General features: G+C 69.2%; 21 protein-coding genes. 8 read left to right on the plus strand and 13 right to left on the minus strand.

Going from position 1 to position 21,395, the window contains the following annotated elements:
* Window positions 1-98 precede the first annotated feature (98 nt).
* From DC434_RS14475 to DC434_RS14495, 5 genes are all read left to right on the plus strand, one after another.
* On the plus strand, window positions 99-764 hold the full coding sequence (locus DC434_RS14475) for a response regulator transcription factor (protein WP_116636016.1): 666 nt from the start codon (window positions 99-101) through the stop codon (window positions 762-764).
* Window position 765: 1 nt separating this feature from the next.
* A complete protein-coding gene (locus DC434_RS14480) occupies window positions 766-1,974 on the plus strand; it encodes a HAMP domain-containing sensor histidine kinase (protein ID WP_165808082.1) in 1,209 nt (402 codons plus the stop codon).
* A 97-nt stretch (window positions 1,975-2,071) separates the two neighbouring features.
* Entirely contained in the window at window positions 2,072-4,177 is a 2,106-nt protein-coding gene (locus DC434_RS14485; RefSeq protein ID WP_243408944.1) for an APC family permease, read from the plus strand.
* Between the two features lie 28 nt (window positions 4,178-4,205).
* The gene (locus DC434_RS14490) at window positions 4,206-4,913 is read left to right on the plus strand and encodes a ThuA domain-containing protein (protein ID WP_116636019.1); all 708 of its coding nucleotides are present in this window, start codon (window positions 4,206-4,208) and stop codon (window positions 4,911-4,913) included.
* A gap of 68 nt (window positions 4,914-4,981) precedes the next feature.
* Window positions 4,982-5,248, plus strand: a complete 267-nt coding sequence (locus tag DC434_RS14495) for a hypothetical protein (protein ID WP_116636020.1) — start codon at window positions 4,982-4,984, stop codon at window positions 5,246-5,248.
* 9 nt (window positions 5,249-5,257) lie between these two features.
* On the opposite strand, the gene DC434_RS14500 is transcribed toward DC434_RS14495, so the two are convergent.
* Entirely contained in the window at window positions 5,258-5,635 is a 378-nt protein-coding gene (locus tag DC434_RS14500) for a type II toxin-antitoxin system PemK/MazF family toxin (protein WP_116636021.1), read from the minus strand.
* Window positions 5,632-5,853: a ribbon-helix-helix domain-containing protein gene (locus DC434_RS14505; RefSeq protein ID WP_116636022.1), complete on the minus strand. Its 222-nt coding sequence runs from the start codon at window positions 5,851-5,853 to the stop codon at window positions 5,632-5,634. Before DC434_RS14505 ends, DC434_RS14500 begins: the two co-directional genes overlap by 4 nt.
* A gap of 162 nt (window positions 5,854-6,015) precedes the next feature.
* Between DC434_RS14505 and DC434_RS14510 the strand changes: the two genes are divergently transcribed.
* Entirely contained in the window at window positions 6,016-8,613 is a 2,598-nt protein-coding gene (locus tag DC434_RS14510; protein ID WP_116636023.1) for an ATP-binding protein, read from the plus strand.
* A complete protein-coding gene (locus DC434_RS14515) occupies window positions 8,610-9,281 on the plus strand; it encodes a response regulator (protein ID WP_116636024.1) in 672 nt (223 codons plus the stop codon). Before DC434_RS14510 ends, DC434_RS14515 begins: the two co-directional genes overlap by 4 nt.
* Window positions 9,282-9,565: 284 nt before the next feature.
* Here DC434_RS14515 and DC434_RS14520 read toward each other — a convergent pair whose 3' ends face one another.
* Window positions 9,566-10,360 (minus strand): TspO/MBR family protein, encoded by a 795-nt coding sequence (locus DC434_RS14520; RefSeq protein WP_116636025.1) that lies wholly within the window; start codon window positions 10,358-10,360, stop codon window positions 9,566-9,568.
* A 105-nt stretch (window positions 10,361-10,465) separates the two neighbouring features.
* Window positions 10,466-11,035 carry a TetR/AcrR family transcriptional regulator gene (locus DC434_RS14525; RefSeq protein WP_116636026.1) on the minus strand — a complete coding sequence of 190 codons (570 nt, stop codon included), beginning with the start codon at window positions 11,033-11,035 and terminating at the stop codon, window positions 10,466-10,468.
* A gap of 96 nt (window positions 11,036-11,131) precedes the next feature.
* Between DC434_RS14525 and DC434_RS14530 the strand changes: the two genes are divergently transcribed.
* Window positions 11,132-11,974 carry an alpha/beta hydrolase gene (locus DC434_RS14530; RefSeq protein WP_116636027.1) on the plus strand — a complete coding sequence of 281 codons (843 nt, stop codon included), beginning with the start codon at window positions 11,132-11,134 and terminating at the stop codon, window positions 11,972-11,974.
* A 99-nt stretch (window positions 11,975-12,073) separates the two neighbouring features.
* Here the strand turns inward: DC434_RS14530 and DC434_RS14535 are convergent, their stop codons facing one another.
* The 9 genes from DC434_RS14535 to DC434_RS14575 all read right to left on the minus strand — a co-directional run bounded on the left by DC434_RS14535 (window position 12,074) and on the right by DC434_RS14575 (window position 21,335).
* Entirely contained in the window at window positions 12,074-13,033 is a 960-nt protein-coding gene (locus DC434_RS14535) for a siderophore-interacting protein (RefSeq protein ID WP_116636028.1), read from the minus strand.
* Window positions 13,023-13,823, minus strand: coding sequence for an ABC transporter ATP-binding protein (locus tag DC434_RS14540; protein ID WP_116636029.1), 801 nt, complete (start codon window positions 13,821-13,823; stop codon window positions 13,023-13,025). Before DC434_RS14540 ends, DC434_RS14535 begins: the two co-directional genes overlap by 11 nt.
* The gene (locus DC434_RS14545) at window positions 13,820-14,893 is read right to left on the minus strand and encodes an iron chelate uptake ABC transporter family permease subunit (protein WP_116636030.1); all 1,074 of its coding nucleotides are present in this window, start codon (window positions 14,891-14,893) and stop codon (window positions 13,820-13,822) included. Before DC434_RS14545 ends, DC434_RS14540 begins: the two co-directional genes overlap by 4 nt.
* Window positions 14,890-15,933 carry an iron ABC transporter permease gene (locus DC434_RS14550; protein ID WP_116636031.1) on the minus strand — a complete coding sequence of 348 codons (1,044 nt, stop codon included), beginning with the start codon at window positions 15,931-15,933 and terminating at the stop codon, window positions 14,890-14,892. Before DC434_RS14550 ends, DC434_RS14545 begins: the two co-directional genes overlap by 4 nt.
* Before the next feature lie 32 nt (window positions 15,934-15,965).
* Entirely contained in the window at window positions 15,966-16,991 is a 1,026-nt protein-coding gene (locus DC434_RS14555) for an iron-siderophore ABC transporter substrate-binding protein (RefSeq protein ID WP_116636032.1), read from the minus strand.
* Window positions 16,992-17,178: 187 nt separating this feature from the next.
* A complete protein-coding gene (locus tag DC434_RS14560) occupies window positions 17,179-17,382 on the minus strand; it encodes a cold-shock protein (RefSeq protein WP_017831237.1) in 204 nt (67 codons plus the stop codon).
* Between the two features lie 74 nt (window positions 17,383-17,456).
* A complete protein-coding gene (locus tag DC434_RS14565; RefSeq protein WP_165808083.1) occupies window positions 17,457-20,336 on the minus strand; it encodes an AAA family ATPase in 2,880 nt (959 codons plus the stop codon).
* An 83-nt stretch (window positions 20,337-20,419) separates the two neighbouring features.
* Window positions 20,420-20,716: a hypothetical protein gene (locus DC434_RS14570; RefSeq protein WP_116636034.1), complete on the minus strand. Its 297-nt coding sequence runs from the start codon at window positions 20,714-20,716 to the stop codon at window positions 20,420-20,422.
* A 163-nt stretch (window positions 20,717-20,879) separates the two neighbouring features.
* Entirely contained in the window at window positions 20,880-21,335 is a 456-nt protein-coding gene (locus DC434_RS14575; RefSeq protein WP_116636035.1) for an SRPBCC family protein, read from the minus strand.
* Window positions 21,336-21,395 lie beyond the last annotated feature (60 nt).

The raw sequence follows: 21,395 nt of genomic DNA on the forward strand, positions 1-21,395 counted from the left end.
TCCACGGGGCGGCCGGTCGCACGAGGGTAAAGAGAACCCTTTACCTTCCGCGAACCTGCATAGTGATTGCATGTGATCTGGAGTGAGGAGAACTCGAGATGCGAGTCCTGATTGTCGAAGATGAGCGGTACCTGGCCGAGGCCGTGCACACGAAGCTGGGCCTGGAGGCGATCTCGGCGGACATCGCCGATGACGGCGCGGCCGCGCTCGAAGCCGTCGCGCACACCGAGTACGACGTCGTGCTCCTGGACCGCGACATTCCCGTGATCCACGGCGACGAGGTGTGCCGGCGACTCGCACTCGACCCCGATCGACCGGCGATCCTGATGCTCACCGCGGCTCGCCTGCTCGACGACAAGGTCGACGGCCTCACGCTCGGAGCGGACGACTACCTCGCGAAGCCTTTCCAGTTCCCGGAGCTGATCGCTCGACTGCGCGCCCTGAGTCGGCGCCGGTTCAGCGCGCTGCCGCCGATCCTGGAGGCGGCGGATGTGCGCCTGAACCCGATCCGTCGAGAGGTGACCCGCTCCGGGAGATACGTGAACCTCACCCGCAAGGAGTTCGCCGTCCTGGAGGTGCTGATGCGTGAGCCCGGCACGGTCGTGAGCGCCGAGAGACTGCTCGAGAAGGCCTGGGACGAGAACGCGAACCCCTTCACGAACTCGGTCAAGGTCACCATCAGCACGCTGCGCCGGAAGCTGGGCGAGCCCCGCGTCATCGAGACGCTGCCGGGTGCCGGATATGTCATCGGCCGGGCGGGCTGACGTGTCCGCCACACGACCGACGGGCGCCACCGAGCCGAACCGTCTGAGGCTGAGCATCGAGGGCTTCCGATTCACGCTGAGGACCCGCCTCGCCCTCACATACGCCGGGCTCCTCACGCTGGCGGGCGCGCTGATGATGCTGATCGTCTACATCGTGGTGGGCTACCTCCCCACCTACGCCTTCGCGGTTCCGGCGACGACCGCGGAACCTCTGCAGACCACGCCGACCGAACCGCTCTACGACACCGGCATCGCCTCGACCGACACCCTGCTCGTCTCGTCCCGGGGCGATGTGCAGACGCTGATCCTGATCATCGCCGCGGTGCTCCTGGTCCTCCTCGCCGGTGGCGGAGGATGGGCCGGATGGGCCCTGGCAGGGCGAATGCTCCGGCCGCTGCAGGAGGTCAACGCCGCGGCGCACCGCGCAGCACGCGGACACCTCGACCATCGGATCGCCCTCGCCGGCCCGCGCGACGAGCTCACCGACCTGGCCGACACCTTCGACGAGATGCTCGAAGGGCTCGAGCGCTCTTTCGGGACCTACCGTCGCTTCGCGGCCAATGCCTCGCACGAGCTGCGGACGCCGTTGGCGACGACCCGCGCGATGCTCGACGTCGCCCTCAGCGGGGCGGATGCGCACGAGCGCCCTCTGCTCGAGCGCCTGCGCGAGACCAACGAGCGCAGCATCGACACGGTGGAGTCACTGCTCGACCTGACCGAGGTCGACGCTTCGAGCGCCGACCATGGCACCGTCCACTTGGAGCAGCTGGCGACGTTCGTACTGGCCGAGGTCTCCGACGAGGCGGAGGCCGCGGGAGTGCGGATCGACTACCGGCTGTCGACCTCCCCGGTGTCCGGCGACACCTCGCTGCTCCGCCAGCTGCTCTTCAATCTCATCCAGAACGGCATCCGGCACAACGAGCCCGGCGGGTGGGTGCGGGTGACGACCGTCGCGCACCCGCGAACCGGGGTCGAGCTGCGGGTCGAGAACTCGGGAGCGATCGTGGCGGATGCCGACCTCGAGTCCCTCACCGACCCGTTCTTCCGCGTGCGTGGCCGGTCCACGGAGTCGACCTCGAAGGGCCGGGGTCTCGGCCTGTCGATCGTGAAGGCCATCACGGATCGCCACGACGCCACCCTTCGATTCACGGCGAGAGAGGACGGCGGCCTCATCGCCTCCGTCGTCTTCCCGCCGGACAGCGCGCGCTGAGTCCCGTCGCGTCCGCACCAGGACGGAGACCCGACCCGTAAGGATTCCGTGAGGGTCGCCCGACACGCCGTAGGGATTCCGTGAGGATGTCGTGAGGATGCCGTCGGCAGGCGTAGTGTCGCCGGACGTGTCAGATGAAATCAAGGACGGCGCGGATGCACCTCCGCGCGCCAAGCGCATCCTCATCGGCGACCCGCTGACGAGTGAGCAGGTCGAGGACCAGCTGCTCCCGAAGAAGATGGCGCTGCCGATCTTCGCGTCGGACGCGCTGAGCTCCGTGGCGTACGCGCCGCAGGAGCTCGTGATGATCCTCCTGATCGGCGGGCTCACCTTCCTCTCTTTCACCCCCCTCGTCGCCGCCGCCGTCGTCCTGCTGCTGATCGTCGTCGTGCTCAGCTACCGGCAGCTCATCAAGGCCTACCCCTCCGGCGGAGGCGACTACGAGGTCGCCTCGAAGAACCTCGGCGAGATCCCCGGCGTGATCGTCGCGGCCGCTCTGCTCGTCGACTACGTGCTCACGGTGGCCGTCTCGGTCGCCTCGGGCGTGGACAACATCATCTCGGCCGTCCCTGGTCTCGATCCCCTGCGCGTGGAGCTGGCCGTCGGCTTCGTGATCCTGATCATCATCGTGAACCTCCGCGGCGTGCGCGAGGCATCACTCGTCTTCGCCATCCCGACCTACGTGTTCATCGGCTCGGTCGGCTTCATGATCGTGACCGGTCTGGTGCGCACGTTCCTCGGTGACGCCCCCATCGCCTCGAGCGCCGAGTTCTCGGTGCAGGCCGAGAACCTCAGCCAGGCCGCGGTCATCCTGCTCATCCTCCGCGCGTTCTCGAGCGGATGCTCCGCCCTCACGGGCGTGGAGGCCGTGTCGAACGGCGTTCCCGCGTTCCGCACTCCCAAGGTGCGCAACGCGCAGTCGACCCTCGTGCTGATGGGCTCGATCGCCGCCTGCCTGTTCGCCGGGCTCACGGCTCTGGCCCTGATCACCGGCGTGCACTACGCCGAGAACCCGTGCGACCTCATCGGCTTCGACTGCACGAATCCGCAGCCCAGCCTGATGGCGCAGATCGCCAGCGCGACGTTCGGCGGCGGCAGCATCCTGTTCTTCATCGTCCAGGCGGCGACCGCCTGCGTGCTGCTGCTCGCGGCGAACACGGCGTTCAACGGCTTCCCTCTGCTCGGTGCGGTGCTCGCCCGCGACGGCTACGCGCCGAAGTCGCTGAACACCCGCGGCGACCGCCTGGTGTTCTCGAACGGCATGATCCTGCTCGGCATCGGCGCCATCATCGTCCTCGTGGTGTTCCAGGCGCGGCTGACGACGCTGATCCAGCTGTACATCATCGGCGTCTTCGTGTCGTTCTCTCTCGGCCAGATCGGCATGGTGCGGCACTGGCGGCGCGTGCTGCGGGGACCTGCCGAACGCCGACCGGGCGACGCGGTCGACGGCGCCGCGGCATCCGACCGGCGATCCGCCAAGGTCGGTCTCATCATCAACTCCGCCGGCGCCGTGATGACGGTGGCGGTGCTGCTGATCGTGACGATCACCAAGTTCACCCACGGCGCGTACCTGGTGTTCTTCGCGATCCCGATCCTCGCCTTCCTGATGATGGGCGTGAAGCGCTACTACCGCGACGTCGATCACGAGATCGCGATCGACGACACCACCCGCTTCGGAGCGACGGGCGACGTCGCGATCGTGATGGTCAGCAAGCTGCAGAAGCCCGTCGCGAAGGCCGTCGACTACGCCGTCGCCGCGAAGCACGGCAAGACGATCGCGGTCCACGTCGCCGTCGATGCGGATGCCGCCACCGAGCTGCAGAAGCAGTGGGCGGATCACCTGATGCCGATCCCGCTCGTGATCCTCGAATCGCCGTACCGGTCGTTCGCGCAACCGGTCACGCAGTTCATCAAGCAGTACCGGGCGAAGCACGGCTCCTCGGTCGTGACCGTCTACCTGCCGCAGTACATCGTGGGGCACTGGTGGGAGTCGTTCCTGCACAACCGCCGCGCCCGGCGACTCGCCAACCAGCTCATGCTCGTCCACGGGGTGTCGATCACCCTCGTGCCCTGGCTGCTGGATTCGTCCGAGCTCATCTACGGCCGACGCTCCCGCCCCCTGCCGGGCCAGGAGCGCGCCGGTCGCCCGGTCGTGGTGTCGGGCCGTCGCGCACATCGCCCGGAGGGCCCGCCGCAGGCGTGAGGCGGCGCGGCATCCGTAGGCTGAGGGCATGACCTCACGCAGAGCCTTGATCGTGCGCGGCGGCTGGGCCGGGCATCAGCCGGTGGAGACGACGGATGTGTTCGTCCCGTTCCTCGAGGGCAACGGCTACGACATCAGGATCGAGGAGTCGAGCGAGATCTATGCGGATGCCGCCGCCATGGCGGAGATCGACCTGATCGTGCAGTCGGTGACCATGTCGGAGATCTCCGGCGCCGCTGTGAGGGGTCTGCGCGATGCCGTTCTCGCCGGAACCGGATTCGCAGGTTGGCACGGCGGCATCGTCGATTCGTACCGTGCCAACTCGGACTACCTGCAGCTGGTCGGCGGGCAGTTCGTGAAGCACCCGGCGAAGGCGCAGGATCAGATCCGCGGCGACGGCGCCGACAGCTTCCTGCCGCACACGATCGACATCACCGATCTCGGCCGCGATCACGAGATCACGCGCGGCATCGACGACTTCGCACTCACCACCGAGCAGTACTGGGTGCTGCACGACGACCTCAACGACGTGCTGGCCACGACGACGCATCCCGCCCGACCCGATCAGCCCTGGCACCGGCCGGTCACCTCACCGGCGATCTGGACGCGGCTCTGGGGCGCCGGCCGCGTCTTCGTCGCCACCCCCGGCCACGATCCGGAGGTGCTCCGCGACGCCAACGTGCGCACGGTCGTGGAACGCGGCCTGCTGTGGGCGAGTCGCGGGACTTCGACGTAACGGCGACCGATCCCGGCCCCTTTCCGAATTCCCGTGAACTCTTCTCCCGGGATCGGGCAATAGTTTGTATGACCATCCACGACTCACACGCCGTCGACCCGGCATCCGTCCTGTTCCCCCGGACCGTCCAGGTCGACCTCAGCTGGCTCTTCGCCGACCTGCAGGAAAGCCTGCGCGACCCCGACCCGTCTCCGGCGACGCGTGCGGACGGGGGCGGAGATGCGGTGACGGATGCCGCGCGCTCGCGCCTCTCGACCTCGCATCACTCGGCGATGAGGAGGGCGATCGACTTCGTCATCCGCCGCGTCGACAGGACGGCGACGCGGTCGGCGTGATCGCTCCCGTCAGAGGGAGAGGTGCAGCCGGAGCGCCTCGTCGATCGCGCCCATGATCTCGGCGGGGACCCACCCGACCGGGCGGACGATCCTCGCTGTCGAGATGGTGCGGACCTGTTCGCTCTGCGCCTTGGAGTCTCGCTCCAGACCGGTCGCCGCCGCAGGAAGAAGCACATGAAAGGGAAGCACCTTCGCCGTGTTCGACGTCAGCGGCACGACCGTCACCGTCGCATGGGGTCGGCGAACGGCGACCGCGTTGGCCGTGTTGTTGCTCACCACCACCGCCGGACGCGTCTTGTTCGCCTCAGGACCAGTCGCAGGGTCGAACGACACGAGGACGATCTGACCTCGCCGGAGAAAGGGAACCGCGGATTCGGATCCGGTCACGCCGAGGCCAGCCCGTCATCGGCGACGGTGTCCCACTCCTCGTCGTAGCCCTCGCCGAACGCCTGCGCATAGGCATCCGCGAGTCGGCTCTCACGCAGCAGGCGCACCGCGTCCTGCACGGCTGCAGAGCGCGAGGCGTAGCGGCCGCTCAGTTGCTCCGTGTCGAGGAAGGCGATGTCGCTCTCGCTCAGGCTCAGGCTCACCTTCGCGTTGCTCATGCGAGCATGCTACCAAGGTAGCAAGGGTTGTGCTACCCGCCGACGCGAGCTGCGGTTCCGGTCGCAGTACCGCATCGATCCGAGCGGACGATCGCTGCGAATGTGCGACCGGAGCGGGTGTGCGGCTCATAGGATTCAAAAGGCGGGATGACGGGAGGGCGCATGAGCGGAGAGCAGGCCCTTCGACAAGCTCAGGGACCCACGAGGGAGCAGAGATCACGAGGTCGCCTCCGCGTGCTCCTCGGCGCCGCGCCTGGTGTGGGGAAGACGTTCGAGATGCTCGCCGAAGGGCGGCGCCTGCACGAGGAGGGCCACGACGTCGTCATCGCCCTCGTCGAGACGCACGAGCGCGCCGCGACGATCGCGCAGGCCGTCGGCCTCGAAGAGGTCGCCCGTCGCGTCGACCAGCATCGCGGCGTCCCGCTGACCGAGCTCGACCTCGACGCGGTCCTGGCCCGCGCCCCCGAGATCGCCCTCGTCGACGAGCTCGTGCACACGAACAGCCCCGGCTCGCAGCATCCGAAGCGCTGGCAGGACGTCGAGAGCCTCCTCGCCGCCGGCATCGACGTGATCACGACCGTGAACGTGCAGCACATCGAGTCGCTGAACGCCGTGGTCGAGAAGATCACGGGCATCGCCCAGCAGGAGACGATCCCGGATGCCGTGGTGCGCGCAGCCGACGAGATCGAGGTCGTCGACCTCGCACCGCAGTCGCTGCGGGACCGGCTCTCCGCGGGTCTCGTCTACCCGGCCGAGCGCATCGACGCCGCCCTGTCGAACTACTTCCGCCTCGGCAACCTCACCGCGCTCCGCGAGCTCGCTCTCCTGTGGCTCGCCGACGAGGTCGACAGCGCGCTGCGCACCTACCGCGCCGAGCAGGGCATCGAGGGCACCTGGCAGGCGCGCGAGCGCGTGGTCGTCGCGCTCACCGGCGGGCCGGAGGGCGAGACCCTGCTGCGCCGCGGCGCGAGGATCGCCGCGCGGTCCGCCGGCGGAGAGCTGCTGGCCGTGCACGTATCCGCCCAGGACGGGCTCCGCGACGAGACGCCCGGCGCCCTCGCCGCCCAGCGCACCCTCGTCGAGTCGCTCGGCGGCAGCTACCACCAGGTCGTCGGCGACGACATCCCCGCGACCCTCGTCGAGTTCGCACAGGGCGCCGACGCCACGCAGCTCGTCATCGGCGTCAGCCGCCGTGGACGCCTCACCGCGGCATTGACCGGACCGGGCATCGGCTCCGAGGTGATCCGGCGCTCCGGCGACATCGACGTGCACATCGTCACGCACGCGGCCGCCGGAGGGCGACTCGCGCTCCCCCGCATCACCGGCGGAGCACTCGGCTGGCGGCGGCAGGTGCTCGGGTTCGCGGTCGCCCTGCTGTTCGGCCCGCTGCTCTCCTGGGTGATGTTCACGTTCCGCTCCCCCGAGTCCATCACGGCCGAGGTGCTCGCCTATCAGCTGCTGGTCGTGGTGGTCGCCCTGATCGGCGGCATCCGTCCTGCGGTCTTCGCGGCGGTGCTCTCGGGCATCACGCTCGACTTCCTCTTCGTCGCGCCCCTGTTCACGATCACGGTCGCGCATCCGCTGCACGCGCTCGCTCTCTCGCTCTACGTCGTCATCGCGATCCTCGTCAGCATCATCGTCGACCAGGCCGCCCGTCGCGCTCGCACAGCGCAGCGCGCCGCAGCCGAGGCCGAGCTGCTCGCCGCCGTCGCGGGCAACGTCCTCCGCGGCGACAACGCCGTGCTGGCCCTCGTGAGCCGCACCCGAGAGGCCTTCGGGCTCAGCGGCGTGCGACTGCTCTCACCCGACGGCGAGGTGCTCGCGAGCGACGGCGAGCCCGTGGCCGACGGCCGCGCCACGACGATCCCGGTCGGCATCGGCGCCGACGGAGCTGCCCGTGCCGTGCTCGAGCTGAACGGGGAGCCGCTCGCCGGCCCCGAACGCCGCCTGCTCGATGCGATCGTGGCGCAGCTGTCGGCGGCGATCGAGCACACCGATCTGCGCGCGACCGCCCTCGAAGCCGAGGCACTGGCCGAGACCGATCAGGTGCGCAGCGCCCTGCTCTCGGCGGTCAGCCACGACATCCGCCGCCCGCTGGCATCGGCGGTCGCCGCGATCGGAGGGTTGCGCGGTGCCCAGGAGCTGTCGGCATCCGATCGCGCCGAGCTGCTCGCCACCGCCGACGAGAGTCTCGCGACGCTGTCGACCCTCGTCACCGATCTGCTCGACGTGAGCCGCGTGCAGGCGGGGGTCCTGGCGGTCTCGGCGACACGGCTGGACGCGACGGCACCGATCCTCGCCGCGGTCGACGAGCTCGGTCTCGGTCCCGCCGACGTCGACCTGGCTCTCGATCCGGCGCTGCCCGCGCTGCAGGCCGACCCGGTGCTGCTGCAGCGGGTGCTCGTGAACGTGCTCGCCAACGCGCACCGTCACGCGCCCGAAGGCAGCCGGGTACTCGTGTCGACCAGCGCGCTCGGTGACCGCGCCGAGATCCGCGTCATCGATCGCGGCGCCGGCGTCGCCCCCGAGAGACGCGACCGCATCTTCCAGCCCTTCCAGCGGTTCGGCGACACCGACAACACGACGGGACTCGGGCTGGGACTCGCCCTGTCGCGCGGATTCACCGAGGGCATGGGCGGTACTCTGACACCCGAGGACACGCCGGGCGGCGGCCTCACGATGGTCATCTCCCTGCCGCTGGCCGCAGGGTCCACCGACCTTCGACAGGCTCAGGACCCGCGAGAGACAGAGGCACAGTGAAGCTCCTCATCGCCGACGACGACCCGCAGATGGTGCGGGCTCTGCGGATCACCCTCGCGGCCCACGGCTACGAGGTCGTCGTCGCAGCGGACGGAGCGGCAGCGATCGCGGCGGCGGCGCAGACGCATCCCGACCTCATCATGCTCGACCTCGGGATGCCGCAGCTCGACGGCATCGAGGTGATCCAGGCCCTGCGCGGCTGGACGAACGTGCCGATCATCGTGGTGTCGGGCCGCACCGGCTCCGCCGACAAGGTCGAGGCGCTGGATGCCGGAGCCGACGACTTCGTCACCAAGCCGTTCCAGGTGGACGAGCTGCTGGCACGGCTCCGGGCGCTCTCCCGCCGATCCGCTCCCGCGGGGGGCGAGTCGGTCGTCACGTTCTCCGACGTCGTCGTGGATCTCTCGACGAAGACCGTCACACGGGCCGGCGCCCGCGTGCACCTGACCCCGACCGAGTGGCGGATGCTGGAGCATCTGTCGCGGCATCCGGGCGCTCTCGTCACGCGTCAGGACCTGCTGAAGGAGATCTGGGGCAGCGAGCAGGTGTCGGATTCCGGATACCTGCGGCTCTACATGTCGCAGCTGCGCAAGAAGCTCGAGCAGGAGCCGGGCACGCCCGTGCACCTGCTCACCGAGTCGGGGATGGGCTACCGGCTCGTGCTCTGAGCGCTGCGTGGTGGGGGCTCGCAGCCCGTTCGTCGCGCTCGGCCGTTCACAATTCAGTCAGAACTTCTGATTCGGCGACCCTGGCCGGCGTTTCGGGACTTCCGCGCAGATTCTTGCTGAATTGTGAGCAGGCTGGGGTCCGGACTGCTCGGCGACCGCCCGGCGACTGCGAAGCTCCCGGCCGTGCACAATTCAGTCAGAACTTCCGGATACGCGACCTTGAGCACCCGATTCGACGCCTCCGCGCAGATTCTTGCTGAATTGTGAACGGGCAGCGGCGGTGACTACGCCGCTGCGACAGTCCGACGGCGACGGAGCGAAGCCACGACGCCGGCCAGGACCAACAGCACGGCCACGATGATCGCCGTGACCGCGGTCGTGGTGCTCTCCGGCTCACCCGTCAGGCGCCCGACGGCCAACCAGGCGAGCCCCCAGGACGTGGCGAGTGCCGGGGCGATACGGCCGGTGAACCAGGCGGATGCCGCGCCGATCACGAGCACGACGACCAGCACGGCGACGGCCCAGACCTCGGCCTGATCCGCCCAGCTCTCAGGGCCGATCTGCGTGAGCCACGCGGTGATGTTGGCGACGGTCGCGATCGTCACCCAGCCGAAATGGAGGCCGCTAGCGCCGTCGGTAAGGATGCGGTCGGCGAGGTTCTTCGCCGGGAAACGCCCCAGCAGCGCGATGACCCGTGCGATCGTCGCCAGCAGCAGCACGATGACGATCCAGGTGAGGACGAGCGTGAGGAACTGGGCCGTCACGAGCCACAGCCCGTTCAGCACCATCGTCGCCGCGACCCACCCGCCGACGGCGCGCTGGCGCTCGTCCGCGCGCTGCGCCGGGAGCGCCTGCCACACCGTGTACGCGATCAGTCCGAGGTAGATCAGGGACCAGATCGAGAAGGCGGGGCCGGCCGGGGCGAGGTACGACCCCTGCGCTGAGAGCGCGCCGTCCTGCAGCTCGTTCACCGAGGTTCCGCCGAAGGCGCCGGATCCCACGGCGGCGGCGATCAGCATGAAGGATGCCGAGGCGATGATCACGGTCTGGCGGATGATGTCCTGCGTCCGGGATTCCATGGCTGCGACAGTAGCCTCCCCCTGCGCGCCCGGCAGGAGGATTGACAACCGGCATCCAATTCGCTAACCAGGTAAGACACACACGAGGTTCGCGACCGGCGCCCGTCAGACGGTCGTCGCGACGGCCGCGTCGATCAACACCTCGGCGGCACTGCGCGCCTGCACCGCGACCTGCGGGTCGGCCGAGATCGCCGCGGTGCTCTGGGCACCCTCGGCGAGGATGGACAGTTGCGCCGCCAGGAGCGGAGACGCTCCGGTCCCAGCAACCAGTCCAGCCATGTACTGCTGGAACTCGGCCTTGTGCGAGCGGACGATCTCGGCGACCTCGGGGTTGGTGCCGCCGAGCTCACCGAACGCGTTGATGAAGGCGCAGCCCCGGAAGTCGTCGGCGCAGAACCAGTCCTCGAGGTAGCCGTAGACGGCGAGGAGACGGGCGCGAGGCTCGTCACCGGCATCCGTCACCGCGGCCGTCAGGCCGGACTCCCACTGTTCATGCTTGCGCGCCAGGACGGCGGCGACGATGTCGTTCTTGGCGGGGAACAGTCCATACAGCCGACGCAGCGACACGCCGGCGGCAGCGCGCAGCTCGTCCATGCCCACAGCCGCGTATCCCTTGCGGTAGTAGAGCTCGTCGGCCGCCGCAAGGATCTGTTCACGCACCGTTTCCTCGGTCATGATCTCAGTGTACTTGACATGAGAACGAACGTTCTCTACGTTGGACACATCGAGCGAGAACGACCGTTCTCACCGCAACCGAAAAGGATCAGCATCATGGGTTACATCACCGTCGGAAACGAGAACAGCACCCCGATCGAGCTGTACTACGAAGACCAGGGAGCCGGCCAGCCCGTCGTCCTGATCCACGGCTACCCGCTCGACGGCCACAGCTGGGAGCGCCAGACCCGCGAGCTCCTCGCCCAGGGCTACCGCGTCATCACCTACGACCGCCGCGGCTTCGGTCAGTCCTCCAAGGTGAACGTCGGCTACGACTACGACACCTTCGCCGCCGACCTCAACACAGTCCTCGAGACCCTCGATCTGCGCGACGTCGTGCTGGTCGGATTCTCGATGGGCACCGGAGAGCTCGCCCGCTACGTCGCGAAGTACGGCCACGAGCGCGTCGCCAAGCTCGCGTTCCTCGCCTCGCTCGAGCCCTTCCTCGTGCAGCGCGACGACAACCCCGAGGGTGTTCCGCAGGAGGTCTTCGACGGCATCGAGGCAGCCGCCAAGGGCGACCGCTTCGCCTGGTTCACCGACTTCTACAAGAACTTCTACAACCTCGACGAGAACCTCGGCTCGCGCATCAGCGAGCAGGCCGTCACCGGCAGCTGGAACGTCGCCGTCGGCAGCGCGCCCGTCGCGGCCTACGCGGTCGTCTCCTCCTGGATCGAGGACTTCCGCGGCGACGTGGAAGCCGTCCGCGCGGCCGCCAAGCCCACGCTGATCCTGCACGGCACGAAGGACAACATCCTCCCGATCGACGCGACCGCCCGCCGCTTCCACCAGGCGGTGCCGGATGCCGACTACGTCGAGGTCGAGGGCGCCCCGCACGGCCTGCTCTGGACGCACGCCGACGAGGTCAACGCCGCGCTGAAGGACTTCCTCGCGAAGTAGCATCCGCCCGCGCGTTTCGTCTCGCTGCGCTCGCTCAACGACCGGAGCACACTGCTCTCGGTCGTTGAGCGAGGAGCGCCAGCGACGAGACGAAACGCGTCAGCCGCGCATCGCGACGGCGCGGCGCCAGTAGCCCATGAAGGCGACCTGCGAGCGGTCGATGCCGAGGTCCTTCACCAGGTGGCGACGAAGAGTCGTGACGACGCCGCTCTCTCCCGCGATCCAGAAGTAGCGCTCCGCCGGAGCATCCGCCACCGTGATGTCCTCGCCGAGACCCGAGTAGTCCGGCGTCTCCCAGAGCAGCTCCTCGGTGTCGATGTCCTTCACGCGGATCTCCTCGGCGGCATCCGCGTCACCTAGGTAGCCGAGCACGGCGGGGATGAGCGTCAGTCCGTGCAGCTCACCGGCATCGCGCGGAAGCCAGTGCACCTCGACATCCGACGGCGCGTCGATCGCCAGGATGTCGGCCGGCGTCGGCACCTCGATGAAGGCGACGCCGCGCAGATCGCGCGGAGCGTCCTCGAGGATGCGGGCGATGGCCGGGGCCGCCGTCTCGTCGCCGACGAGCACGACGGAGCGGGCGCTGCCCGGTTCGTACTCGGCGCCGCCGTGCGCATCGGCATCCACACCGCGGCGCGGCCCGACCAGGAACAACTCCTGCCCGACGGCGGCCCGGCTCGCCCACAGCGAGGCGGGGCCGGTCAGCCCCGGCTCCAGATGCAGCACGAAGTCCACGACGACCTCGGTGCCGGCCTCGGTCACCCGCAGCTCGCGCACGGAGTAGGTGCGCATCGAACCGCGCTCCTCCTCCGGAACGGCGAGGTACGAGCCCCACCAGTCGTGCGAGGACCGATCGATCGGAGGCAGGATGCCGGATGCCGGCGGGAAGACGAGCTTGATGCGGGAGTCGAAGACCTCGCCCGGCGTGCCGAACTCGGACAGCTCGTCGCCCCCGAACGTCACCCGGACGAAGGAGGGCGAGACGCGATCGACCGCGCGCACCTCGGCGCGGGTGAGGATGTAGGTGGGGCGGTCGGTGGTGGTCGTCTCAGCGGACATGATGCCTCCCGATAGGTGTGACCATCGGCTTTCCGGAAACCGGGTCTGTCGTGATCTGGTTGGCGAGGCCGAAGACCTCTTCCACGATGTCGGCGGTGATGACCTCGTGCGGGGCGCCGGTGGCATGCACCCGACCGGCCTTCATCGCGACGAGCTCGTCGGCGTACCGCGCGGCCATGTTGAGGTCGTGCAGCACCATGACGATCGTCGTGCCGCGCGAGACGCTCAGGTCGGTGAGCAGGTCGAGCACCTCGATCTGGTGCGCCACGTCGAGGAACGTCGTCGGCTCGTCGAGCAGCAGGATGTCGGTCTCCTGCGCGAGCGCCATCGCGATCCACACACGCTGGCGCTGTCCGCCCGAGAGCTCGTCGACGCTGCGGTCGGCGAGGTCGGAGACCCCGGTCGCCTCGAGCGCATCCGCCACGACCTCGTAGTCGTGGGCGCTCCACCGGGCGAGTGCCTTCTGATGCGGGTGGCGTCCCCGTCCGACGAGGTCGGCAACGGCGATGCCCTCCGGCGCGATCGGCGACTGCGGCAGCAGGCCGAGGATGCGCGCGACCTCTTTGGTGGGACGCGCGTGCACCGAGGTGCCGTCGAGCACGATCTGCCCCGCCGTGGGAGAGAGCAGACGCGCGAGCGAACGCAGCAGCGTCGACTTGCCGCATCCGTTCGCTCCGACGATGGTCGTGATCTTGCCGGGCGCGATCTGCAGGTCGAGGCCGTCGATGATGGTGCGATCGCCGTAGGCGAGGGTCACCCCCTCCGCCGACAGAGTGTGCGAGACGGTCATAGCGAACCCCCGGAGCGGTTGGTGCGGATGAGGAGATAGATCAGGTACGGAGCGCCCAGCACGCCGGTGACGACGCCCACCGGGTAACGCGTGCCGAGCGCGAACTGCGCGATGAGGTCGCCGCCGAGCACGAGCACCGCGCCGACGAACGCGCTCGGCAGGAGGAGATTCGCGCCGGGGCCGGTGAGGCGTGCGGCGATCGGACCGGCCATGAACGACACGAAGGCGATCGGACCGGTCGCCGCGGTCGCGAAGGCGAGCAGGGCGACGGCGCTGAGGATGAACAGCAGCCGCGTGGAGTTCACGCGCACCCCGAGGCCCGCCGCCGAGTCGTCTCCCAGCTGCATCGCCCCGAGCGCGCGTCCCTGCAGCAGAAGGAAGGGCACGATCAGCGCCGAGGCGATCGCGATCGGCAGGACACGCTCCCAGGAGGCGTTGTTCAGGCTGCCGGTGAGCCACTGCATCGCGACCTGGATGTCCCAGTTCGGCGCACGCGACAGCAGATACGAGATGACGCTCTGCAGCATCAGCGCCACGCCGATCCCGATCAGGATGAGGCGCGTGCCGGCGAAGCCGCCCTTGATCGACAGCAGGTAGATCGTGAGAGCGGTGACGAGGGCGCCGCCGAGTGCGAGCAGCGAGACCACGGGGCCGCCTGCCGAGAGGACGATGATGCCGAACACCGCGGCGGCGCTGGCGCCGTTCGAGATGCCGATGATGTCGGGGGACGCCAGCGGGTTGCGCAGCAGCGTCTGGAAGGCGACTCCCGCGATGCCGAAGCCGATCCCGGTGAGGACCGCCAGGATCGCGCGGGGCAGACGCAGGTCGCCCACCGTGAACGATGCGCCGGGGACGGTCTCACCGAGGATCACGCGGATCACTTCGTCGGGCGTGTAGAACGTGTTGCCGACCATGAGCGCCGTGGCGAACAGCGCGAAGAGCACGGCGCCGAGCACGATCGTCGCCGTCGCATGGCGGCGGTGACGGGCTCGACGGCCCGCCACCACACGCGCGGTGCGGTGCGCAGCCGACTCGTCGGAGCGGTGCAGGGTGTGCTCGGTCGTGCTCACAGCTCACGCACCTTCTGACGACGGACGATCCAGATGAAGAACGGGGCTCCGATGATCGCCGTGATGATGCCGACCTGGATCTCCTCGGATGACGGCGCGATCACCCGCCCAACGATGTCGCTCGCGGTCAGCAGCGCGGCTCCCGCGAGGGCCGAGAACGGCAGCAGCCAGCGGTGGTCGGTGCCGATCAGCATCCGACAGATGTGCGGGACGACGAGCCCGACGAAGCCGATCGGTCCGGCGATCGCGGTGGCGGCACCCGCGAGGATGACGGCTCCCAGAGCCGACATCAGCCGGGTACGGAAGACGTGCTCACCGAGTCCCTTGGCCATGTCGTCGCCGAGAGCGAGCGAGTTCATCCCGCGCGAGCAGAGGAGGCAGATGAGCGCACCGACCGCGAGGACCGGCGCGGTGAGCGCGATGCGCGGCCACTCCGCACCGCCGACGCCGCCGATCTGCCAGGACTGGAAGGTCTGCAGCAGGTCGACGCGCGGGAGCATCACGGCGCTGATGAGGGAGGCGAACGCGGCCGAGGTGGCAGCCCCGGCGAGCGCGAGTTTGAGGGGCGTGGCGCCGCCGCGACCGAGCGAGCCGACGGTGTAGACGAAGACCGCCGCGACCGCCGCGCCGACGATGGCGAAGCCCATCTGCCCGAACGGGTTGCTGAGGCCGAAGAAGGCGATCCCCACCACGACCGCGAGCGAGGCGCCGTTCGAGACGCCGAGGATGCCGGGATCGGCCACGGGGTTGCGCGTCACGGCCTGCATGGTCGCCCCCGAGAGGGCGAGGGCCGCCCCCACGAGGAGCGCGAGCACCGTGCGCGGGATGCGCTTGACGATCGCGGCCTGCTCGATGGTGTCGGTCCGGCCGCCGAGGGCCGCGACGATGTCGTCGAACGTCACGGCGCGCACACCGAAGGAGATCGACAGGATGCTGAGGACGAGCAGGAGTCCGACCCCGGCGAGAAGCCAGAGGGTGCGCACCGGCGCCGGACGCCGCAGATCTGCGGCGTCCGGCGCGATGGCTGTTGCTGAGGTCACTGAAAACTCACTCCGCGGATGCGGACGTGGGATTATGGGGCCAGCGGAGCCGCCAGCAGGGCGAGGTAGTCGCCGAGACCCCACGGGATCGACAGCGGGGACGGGTTGGCGGATGCCGCGATCGGCGAGGAGTCGGGGAGCACCGCGATGCGCCCTTCGGCGATGGCGGGGATCTTCGACAGCAGCGGGTCGGCCTGCAGCAGCGGGATGATCGAATCGTCGCCATAGGTGATGAAGAGGTCGACGTCGTCGAACTTCGCGGCCTCTTCCGAGCTGACCGTGAGGTAGAACTGATCGCTGTCGGCGTTGTCCTCGACGATCGAGGGGAACGGCAGGCCGAGCTCGTGGATGTAGCCCGGGCGCGTGTCGATCGCGGTGTAGTAGCCGACCTGGCTGAGGTCGGTCGGGTCGATGTATGAGAACAGGACCTTCTTGTCCAACAGCGCGCTGTTCGCCTCGAGCGCGGCATCCGCGTCGGCGTGCAGGTCTTCGATCAGCGCCTCGCCCTCGGCCTCGAGGCCGAGTGCCTTCGCGTTCATCTCGATCATCTCGTCGACCGGCGTGCCCCAGGCGACCTCGGGGTAGGCGATGACGGGAGCGATCTTGGAGAGGGTGTCGTACTCCTCCTGGGTGAGTCCGGAGTACGAGGCGAGGATCACGTCGGGAGCGGTGTCGGCCACGGCCTCGTAGTCGATGCCGTCGGTCTCGTCGAAGAGCACGGGCTCCTCACCGCCGAGCTCGTCGAGCTTCTCCTCGACCCAGGGGAGGATGCCGTTGTCGTCATCGTCGCCCCAGGCGGCCTTGCTCATGCCGACGGGCACGATGCCGAGGGCGAGGGGCACCTCGTGGTTGGCCCAGGCGACCGTCGCGACGCGCTCGGGCTTCTTCTCGATGGTGGTCTCGCCGTAGACGTGCTCCACCGTGACGGGGAACGCATCGTCGGATGCCGGGTTGCCGCCGGCGGAGGCGGTCGACTCCGGGGCGTTGGACGAGCACGCGGCGAGGCCGACGGCGAGTGCGGCCGCGGCGCCGATGGCGAGGAGACGGGAGGTGCGCACAGGCGTTCCCTTCGGGTTCGGGATGAGGGGGGTCCGGCGCGGGATCCGCGCCGAGGCTTTGGTAAGCCTGGCCTAATCTAACAGAAAGTTAGGCAAGCCTCAGTCCCGAGGCCGACGTTCGAAGCCGGCGCACGAAAAACCGGCCGGGCCCCGAAGGACCCGACCGGTTCAGGAAGTCAGCGCGCGCTCAGAGAGCGCGGATGTTCGCCGCCTGCATGCCCTTGGGGCCACGCTCAGCGTCGAATTCGACCTTCTGGTTCTCGCGGAGCTCCTTGAAACCGGAGCCGGCGATAGCCGAGTAGTGGGCGAAAAGGTCGTCCGAGCCGTCATCGGGAGCGATGAAGCCGAAGCCCTTTTCCGCGTTGAACCATTTCACAGTGCCAGTGGCCATGTGTTTCTACTTTCTGTTGACTTAGCCGTTCTCACGGCCTACGCCGAGTCGGAACATCCGACACGCGCGCTTGCTCAAGGTACCACGGCTGGCTGACGCGCAGCAGTGAACCTCGGATTCTGTTGGATCAGGGCCGCTTCCGTGCGCGTGCTCACGCCGAGTTTGCGCAGCACCGCCGACACGTGGACGCTCACGGTCTTGACGCTGATGAACAGCCGCTCGCCGATCTGACGGTTGCTCAGCCCCTCGGCGATCAGCTCGAGCACCTGGCGTTCCCGGGCGGTGAGGAGGTCGGCATCCGTCGCGGAGGGAGAGGTGCTGAGCCCCGCAGCGTCGGCGAAGGTCGCGACGGACCGCTGCAGCTGCACGTGCCCGAGGCGATCGGCGATGTCGGCGGCCTCGGCGAGCCCCCGTGCGGCCCCGGTGCGGTCTCCCTCGCTCACGCGCAGGCGAGCGAGCTCGAGCCGCGCCGCGGCACGGAAGACGACCGGCACGTCGTCGCCGTCGGCGAGCGCGACCGCCGCGACGAGCGCCTCGCCCGTGGGCTCCAGGAATGCGTGCAGGATGTCGGACCAGACCGAGACGCGCAGCTCCGAGGTCTGGGCGGCCCACGCCGCGCGGATCGTCTCGACCGCGGCTCCGACGTCTTCGCCGGCGGCACGCAGCTCGGCGATGATCCACCCGGACTGGAGCAGGATCCGACGCTGGTGGAGCAGTGCCGGCCCCTCGTCGGCCAGCATCGCGAGGATCACGTCGAGAGCACCGTCCAGGTCTCCGGCGCTCTCGGCGACGGAGACCTGCATCACGGTGATGTCGTACCAGATCTGCCGTTCGACGGTGCCCGTCTCGCGGAAGGCCGGCAGGGATTCGATGAGCAGCTCGGCGGCTTCCTCGTGTCGTCCGCGCCACGACAGCACACGCACGCGCGTCATCGTGGTGTACATGCGGAACACGCGCAGCGTGCTCTGCGCGAGCTCGCGGGCGAGCATCTCCTCGACGCGCTCGATCTCACCGAGCTCCAGCAGCGGCACGGCCATGTTCTGCGTCATCACCGAGCCGGAGGTGCGTTCGACCCCGTAGGTGCGCGAGCGGGCCAGCCCTTCCTCGGCCAGCTGCACGGCCTCACGGTAGCGACCGAGCAGCGTGAGCAGGTCGGAGTAGTTCACCCGGTACTTCAGTTCGGCGGTCGATCCGCGGCCGAGGGTCCTGGCGAGCTCGTACTCTCGGGAGCCCTCCTCGATGCGGCCCTGGTGCGACAGCGACGCTCCCCGGACGTTCGCGGCGATCGACGCCTCGTCGTCCGACTCCGCACGTCGGGCGATCTCACCGGCCTCGACACCGAGCCGGAAGCTCAGATCGAGGTGACCGGCGATCATGTGCCGACTCGCGAGCGTGTTCAGTATCGTCGCGCGAAGGCGGTCGTCGTCGGCACGGTCGCCGAGCACGGCCAGCGACTCCTGCAGCAGCGGGATCGCCCCTGGACGGCCCAGATTCATCGTGTAGTACGCCTTGTCGCGCAGCAGACGCGCGTGCAGGCGCTGGTCGACGGTCATCGGGTCGAGCTCGCCCAGCGCCAGGTTCACGACCGAGAGCGCACGCTCGCCATCCCCCGCGTTGCGGAGGATCGAGCCGAGCATCAGCAGGAGCTCGAGGCGCTCGATGCCCGCGGCATCCGGAGCATCCGCCACCTGAGGCCACAGCTCCAGGACCAGTTCACCGAAGCGGGCGGCGCTCGCGAAGGCGTACCGGGCCTTCGCATGGCGCATCGCGTGCGCAGCGGCGATGAGCGCGCGACGGTCGTCCTGCGCGAGCTGCCAGTGATACGCCAGGGCCGCGGCGTCGCCGCTGTCGGTGCCCGCACACGCGGCCTCGAGCGTCTCGGCATAGGCGCGGTGCAGCCGGGCCCGCTCGCCCGGGAGCAGATCGTCGTGCACGGCCTCGCGCAGCAGCGCGTGCCGGAACCGGTAGTCGTCGTCGACGACCACGAGGATGCCGCTGCGCGTGGCCTCGCGCAGGGCGTCTTCCAGCCGCAGCTCGGGCAGATCGGCGAGGCGGACGACCAGCGGATGCGACAGGGGCCGCTCGGCACCGGAGACGACCTGCACGACGTGCCGTGCGTCGTCACCCAGGCGGTCGAACCGCGCGAGCAGCAGATCGCGGAGACTGTCGGGCAGCGACCCCTTCGCGCATCCGGCGATCTCCTCGATGAAGAAGGGGACCCCTTCCGCGCGCTCCTGCATGCGCTCGAGGGCGGTCTCGCTGATCGCATGCCCGGTGATCTGCTCGGCGAGCAGGCGCGTGGCGTCTTCGTCGAGCCGGGTCAGGGGCAGCCGCTCGAGCAGGCGCGAACGCGTGGCCTCGCCGATGAAACGGCTCACGGCATCGCCGCGGCGCACGTCGTCGGTGCGGCAGGTGATCAGCAGCAGGATGCGCCCGCGGCTCAGGGCGCGCAGGAGGAAGGAGAGGATGGCGAGCGTGGACTCGTCGGCCCAGTGCAGGTCTTCCACGACGAGCACCTGCGGAGCGGCTTCCGCGGCCGCTTCGATGAGCGAGGCGATCGCGTCGCGAAGGCGCTCCGGACTCGTGCGCTCGCGATCGGTCGGACCCGACGCGAGCTCGGGGAGCAGCATGCCGAGTGCCTCGACGCCCACGCCGACCGCGTCGCGGACGCGCTCGACTCCCATGCGGGTCACTATCGAACGGAGGATGCCGGTGAGCGGGCCGTACGGCGTGCGAGAGGCGCCGAGGTCGAGGCACCAGCCGACGTGCACATCGGCGGTGCGGTCGATCTCGACCCCGAACTCGCGGAGCAGCCGTGACTTGCCGATGCCGGCCTCGCCCTCGACCAGGAGGGCGGCGGGGACGCCGTCGCGCGCGATGTCGAACAGACGGCGCACCTCGGCCAGGTCGGCGTCGCGGCCGACCATCACGACGCTCGGAGCGGACGAGGGCATGGGAACATCGTGCCACTCCCCGGGGACATCCGGGGTCGCGTCCGCTCCCGGCAGAGACGGTGCGCTGACGTCCACCGGAACGGTCACCGCGCTGTCGCGGTCGCCGTCTCGCATCCGACGCGGACGCAGTCCTCGACGGCGCGGGCCTTCGGGGCGCGGGCGCTCCCCGATCGGACGCTCGTGGCCGGCTGCGCCGCGCGCGGCGCCGGATCGGTCCGCCCGGCGACGATCCGGTGCAGCATCCGACGGATCGCGCCCGCCGGACGCGGCACGATCTGGTCGGCGTGCTCTTGCAGGAAGAGACGCCGCTCGGCGGCGCGTACGACCTGCTCCTGCTCGAAGGTGGTGACCTGGTGGCTGAGATACGGGTGCTCGAACATGATTTCTCCTCGGCGGTTCGCTGTATCCCTACACTCCGCTCTGAGGTGCACCGGCCGGATCGGGCGGATGCCCTATCTTTCGGATGCCGATGCCTAGGTGCGCGCACAGAAGAGGCCCGGATGCAGCAGGAAGCTGCAGCCGGGCCTCGATACCGCCGGGCGGTCAGGCCTCGACGTCACCGCGCCAGGCGCCGGTCTCGGCGCCTCGGCCCTCGATGAACTCCTTGAAGTTCTTCAGGTCCTTCTTCACCGCGTGCGAGCCCGCTCCCACCAGGGAGCCGAGCTTCTCGAGAAGCCCTTCCGGCTCCCAGTCGATCTGCACGGTCACGCGCGTGGACGTCTCGGTGAGCTTGTGGAACGTCACCGCTCCCGCGTGCTCGGTCTCGCCACCGGTACTGGTCCACGCAACGCGCTCGTCGGGGTGCTGCTCGGTGATCTCGGCGTCGAACTCGCGCTCGATGCCACCCACCTTGACCTTCCAGTGGGTGTGGGTGTCGCCGGTCTGCGTGATCGACTCGACCTCGTCGAGGAACTTCGGGAAGCTCTCGAACTGGGTCCACTGGTTGTATGCGACGTCGACGGGAACGTCGACGTCGATGGTCTCGATGATCTGCACCATGTGATGCTCCTCACTGCTCGTCTCTCGTGTCCTGCTATTCAGCAGCACACGAGAAGGAAG

Origin of the sequence: Microbacterium sp. TPD7012 (genome assembly GCF_003075395.1) — a bacterium.
Lineage (GTDB): Bacteria > Actinomycetota > Actinomycetes > Actinomycetales > Microbacteriaceae > Microbacterium.

Excerpts from the sequence above, each read along its gene's own strand:
- DC434_RS14475 (WP_116636016.1), top strand. The coding sequence starts at position 99 with ATGCGAGTCCTGATTGTCGAAGATGAGCGGTACCTGGCCGAGGCCGTG.
- DC434_RS14485 (WP_243408944.1), top strand. The coding sequence starts at position 2,072 with ATGCCGTCGGCAGGCGTAGTGTCGCCGGACGTGTCAGATGAAATCAAG.
- DC434_RS14490 (WP_116636019.1), top strand. The coding sequence starts at position 4,206 with ATGACCTCACGCAGAGCCTTGATCGTGCGCGGCGGCTGGGCCGGGCAT.
- DC434_RS14495 (WP_116636020.1), top strand. The coding sequence starts at position 4,982 with ATGACCATCCACGACTCACACGCCGTCGACCCGGCATCCGTCCTGTTC.
- DC434_RS14505 (WP_116636022.1), bottom strand. The coding sequence starts at position 5,853 with ATGAGCAACGCGAAGGTGAGCCTGAGCCTGAGCGAGAGCGACATCGCC.
- DC434_RS14510 (WP_116636023.1), top strand. The coding sequence starts at position 6,016 with ATGAGCGGAGAGCAGGCCCTTCGACAAGCTCAGGGACCCACGAGGGAG.
- DC434_RS14520 (WP_116636025.1), bottom strand. The coding sequence starts at position 10,360 with ATGGAATCCCGGACGCAGGACATCATCCGCCAGACCGTGATCATCGCC.
- DC434_RS14525 (WP_116636026.1), bottom strand. The coding sequence starts at position 11,035 with ATGACCGAGGAAACGGTGCGTGAACAGATCCTTGCGGCGGCCGACGAG.
- DC434_RS14530 (WP_116636027.1), top strand. The coding sequence starts at position 11,132 with ATGGGTTACATCACCGTCGGAAACGAGAACAGCACCCCGATCGAGCTG.
- DC434_RS14535 (WP_116636028.1), bottom strand. The coding sequence starts at position 13,033 with ATGTCCGCTGAGACGACCACCACCGACCGCCCCACCTACATCCTCACC.
- DC434_RS14540 (WP_116636029.1), bottom strand. The coding sequence starts at position 13,823 with ATGACCGTCTCGCACACTCTGTCGGCGGAGGGGGTGACCCTCGCCTAC.
- DC434_RS14560 (WP_017831237.1), bottom strand. The coding sequence starts at position 17,382 with ATGGCCACTGGCACTGTGAAATGGTTCAACGCGGAAAAGGGCTTCGGC.
- DC434_RS14565 (WP_165808083.1), bottom strand. The coding sequence starts at position 20,336 with ATGCCCTCGTCCGCTCCGAGCGTCGTGATGGTCGGCCGCGACGCCGAC.
- DC434_RS14570 (WP_116636034.1), bottom strand. The coding sequence starts at position 20,716 with ATGTTCGAGCACCCGTATCTCAGCCACCAGGTCACCACCTTCGAGCAG.
- DC434_RS14575 (WP_116636035.1), bottom strand. The coding sequence starts at position 21,335 with ATGGTGCAGATCATCGAGACCATCGACGTCGACGTTCCCGTCGACGTC.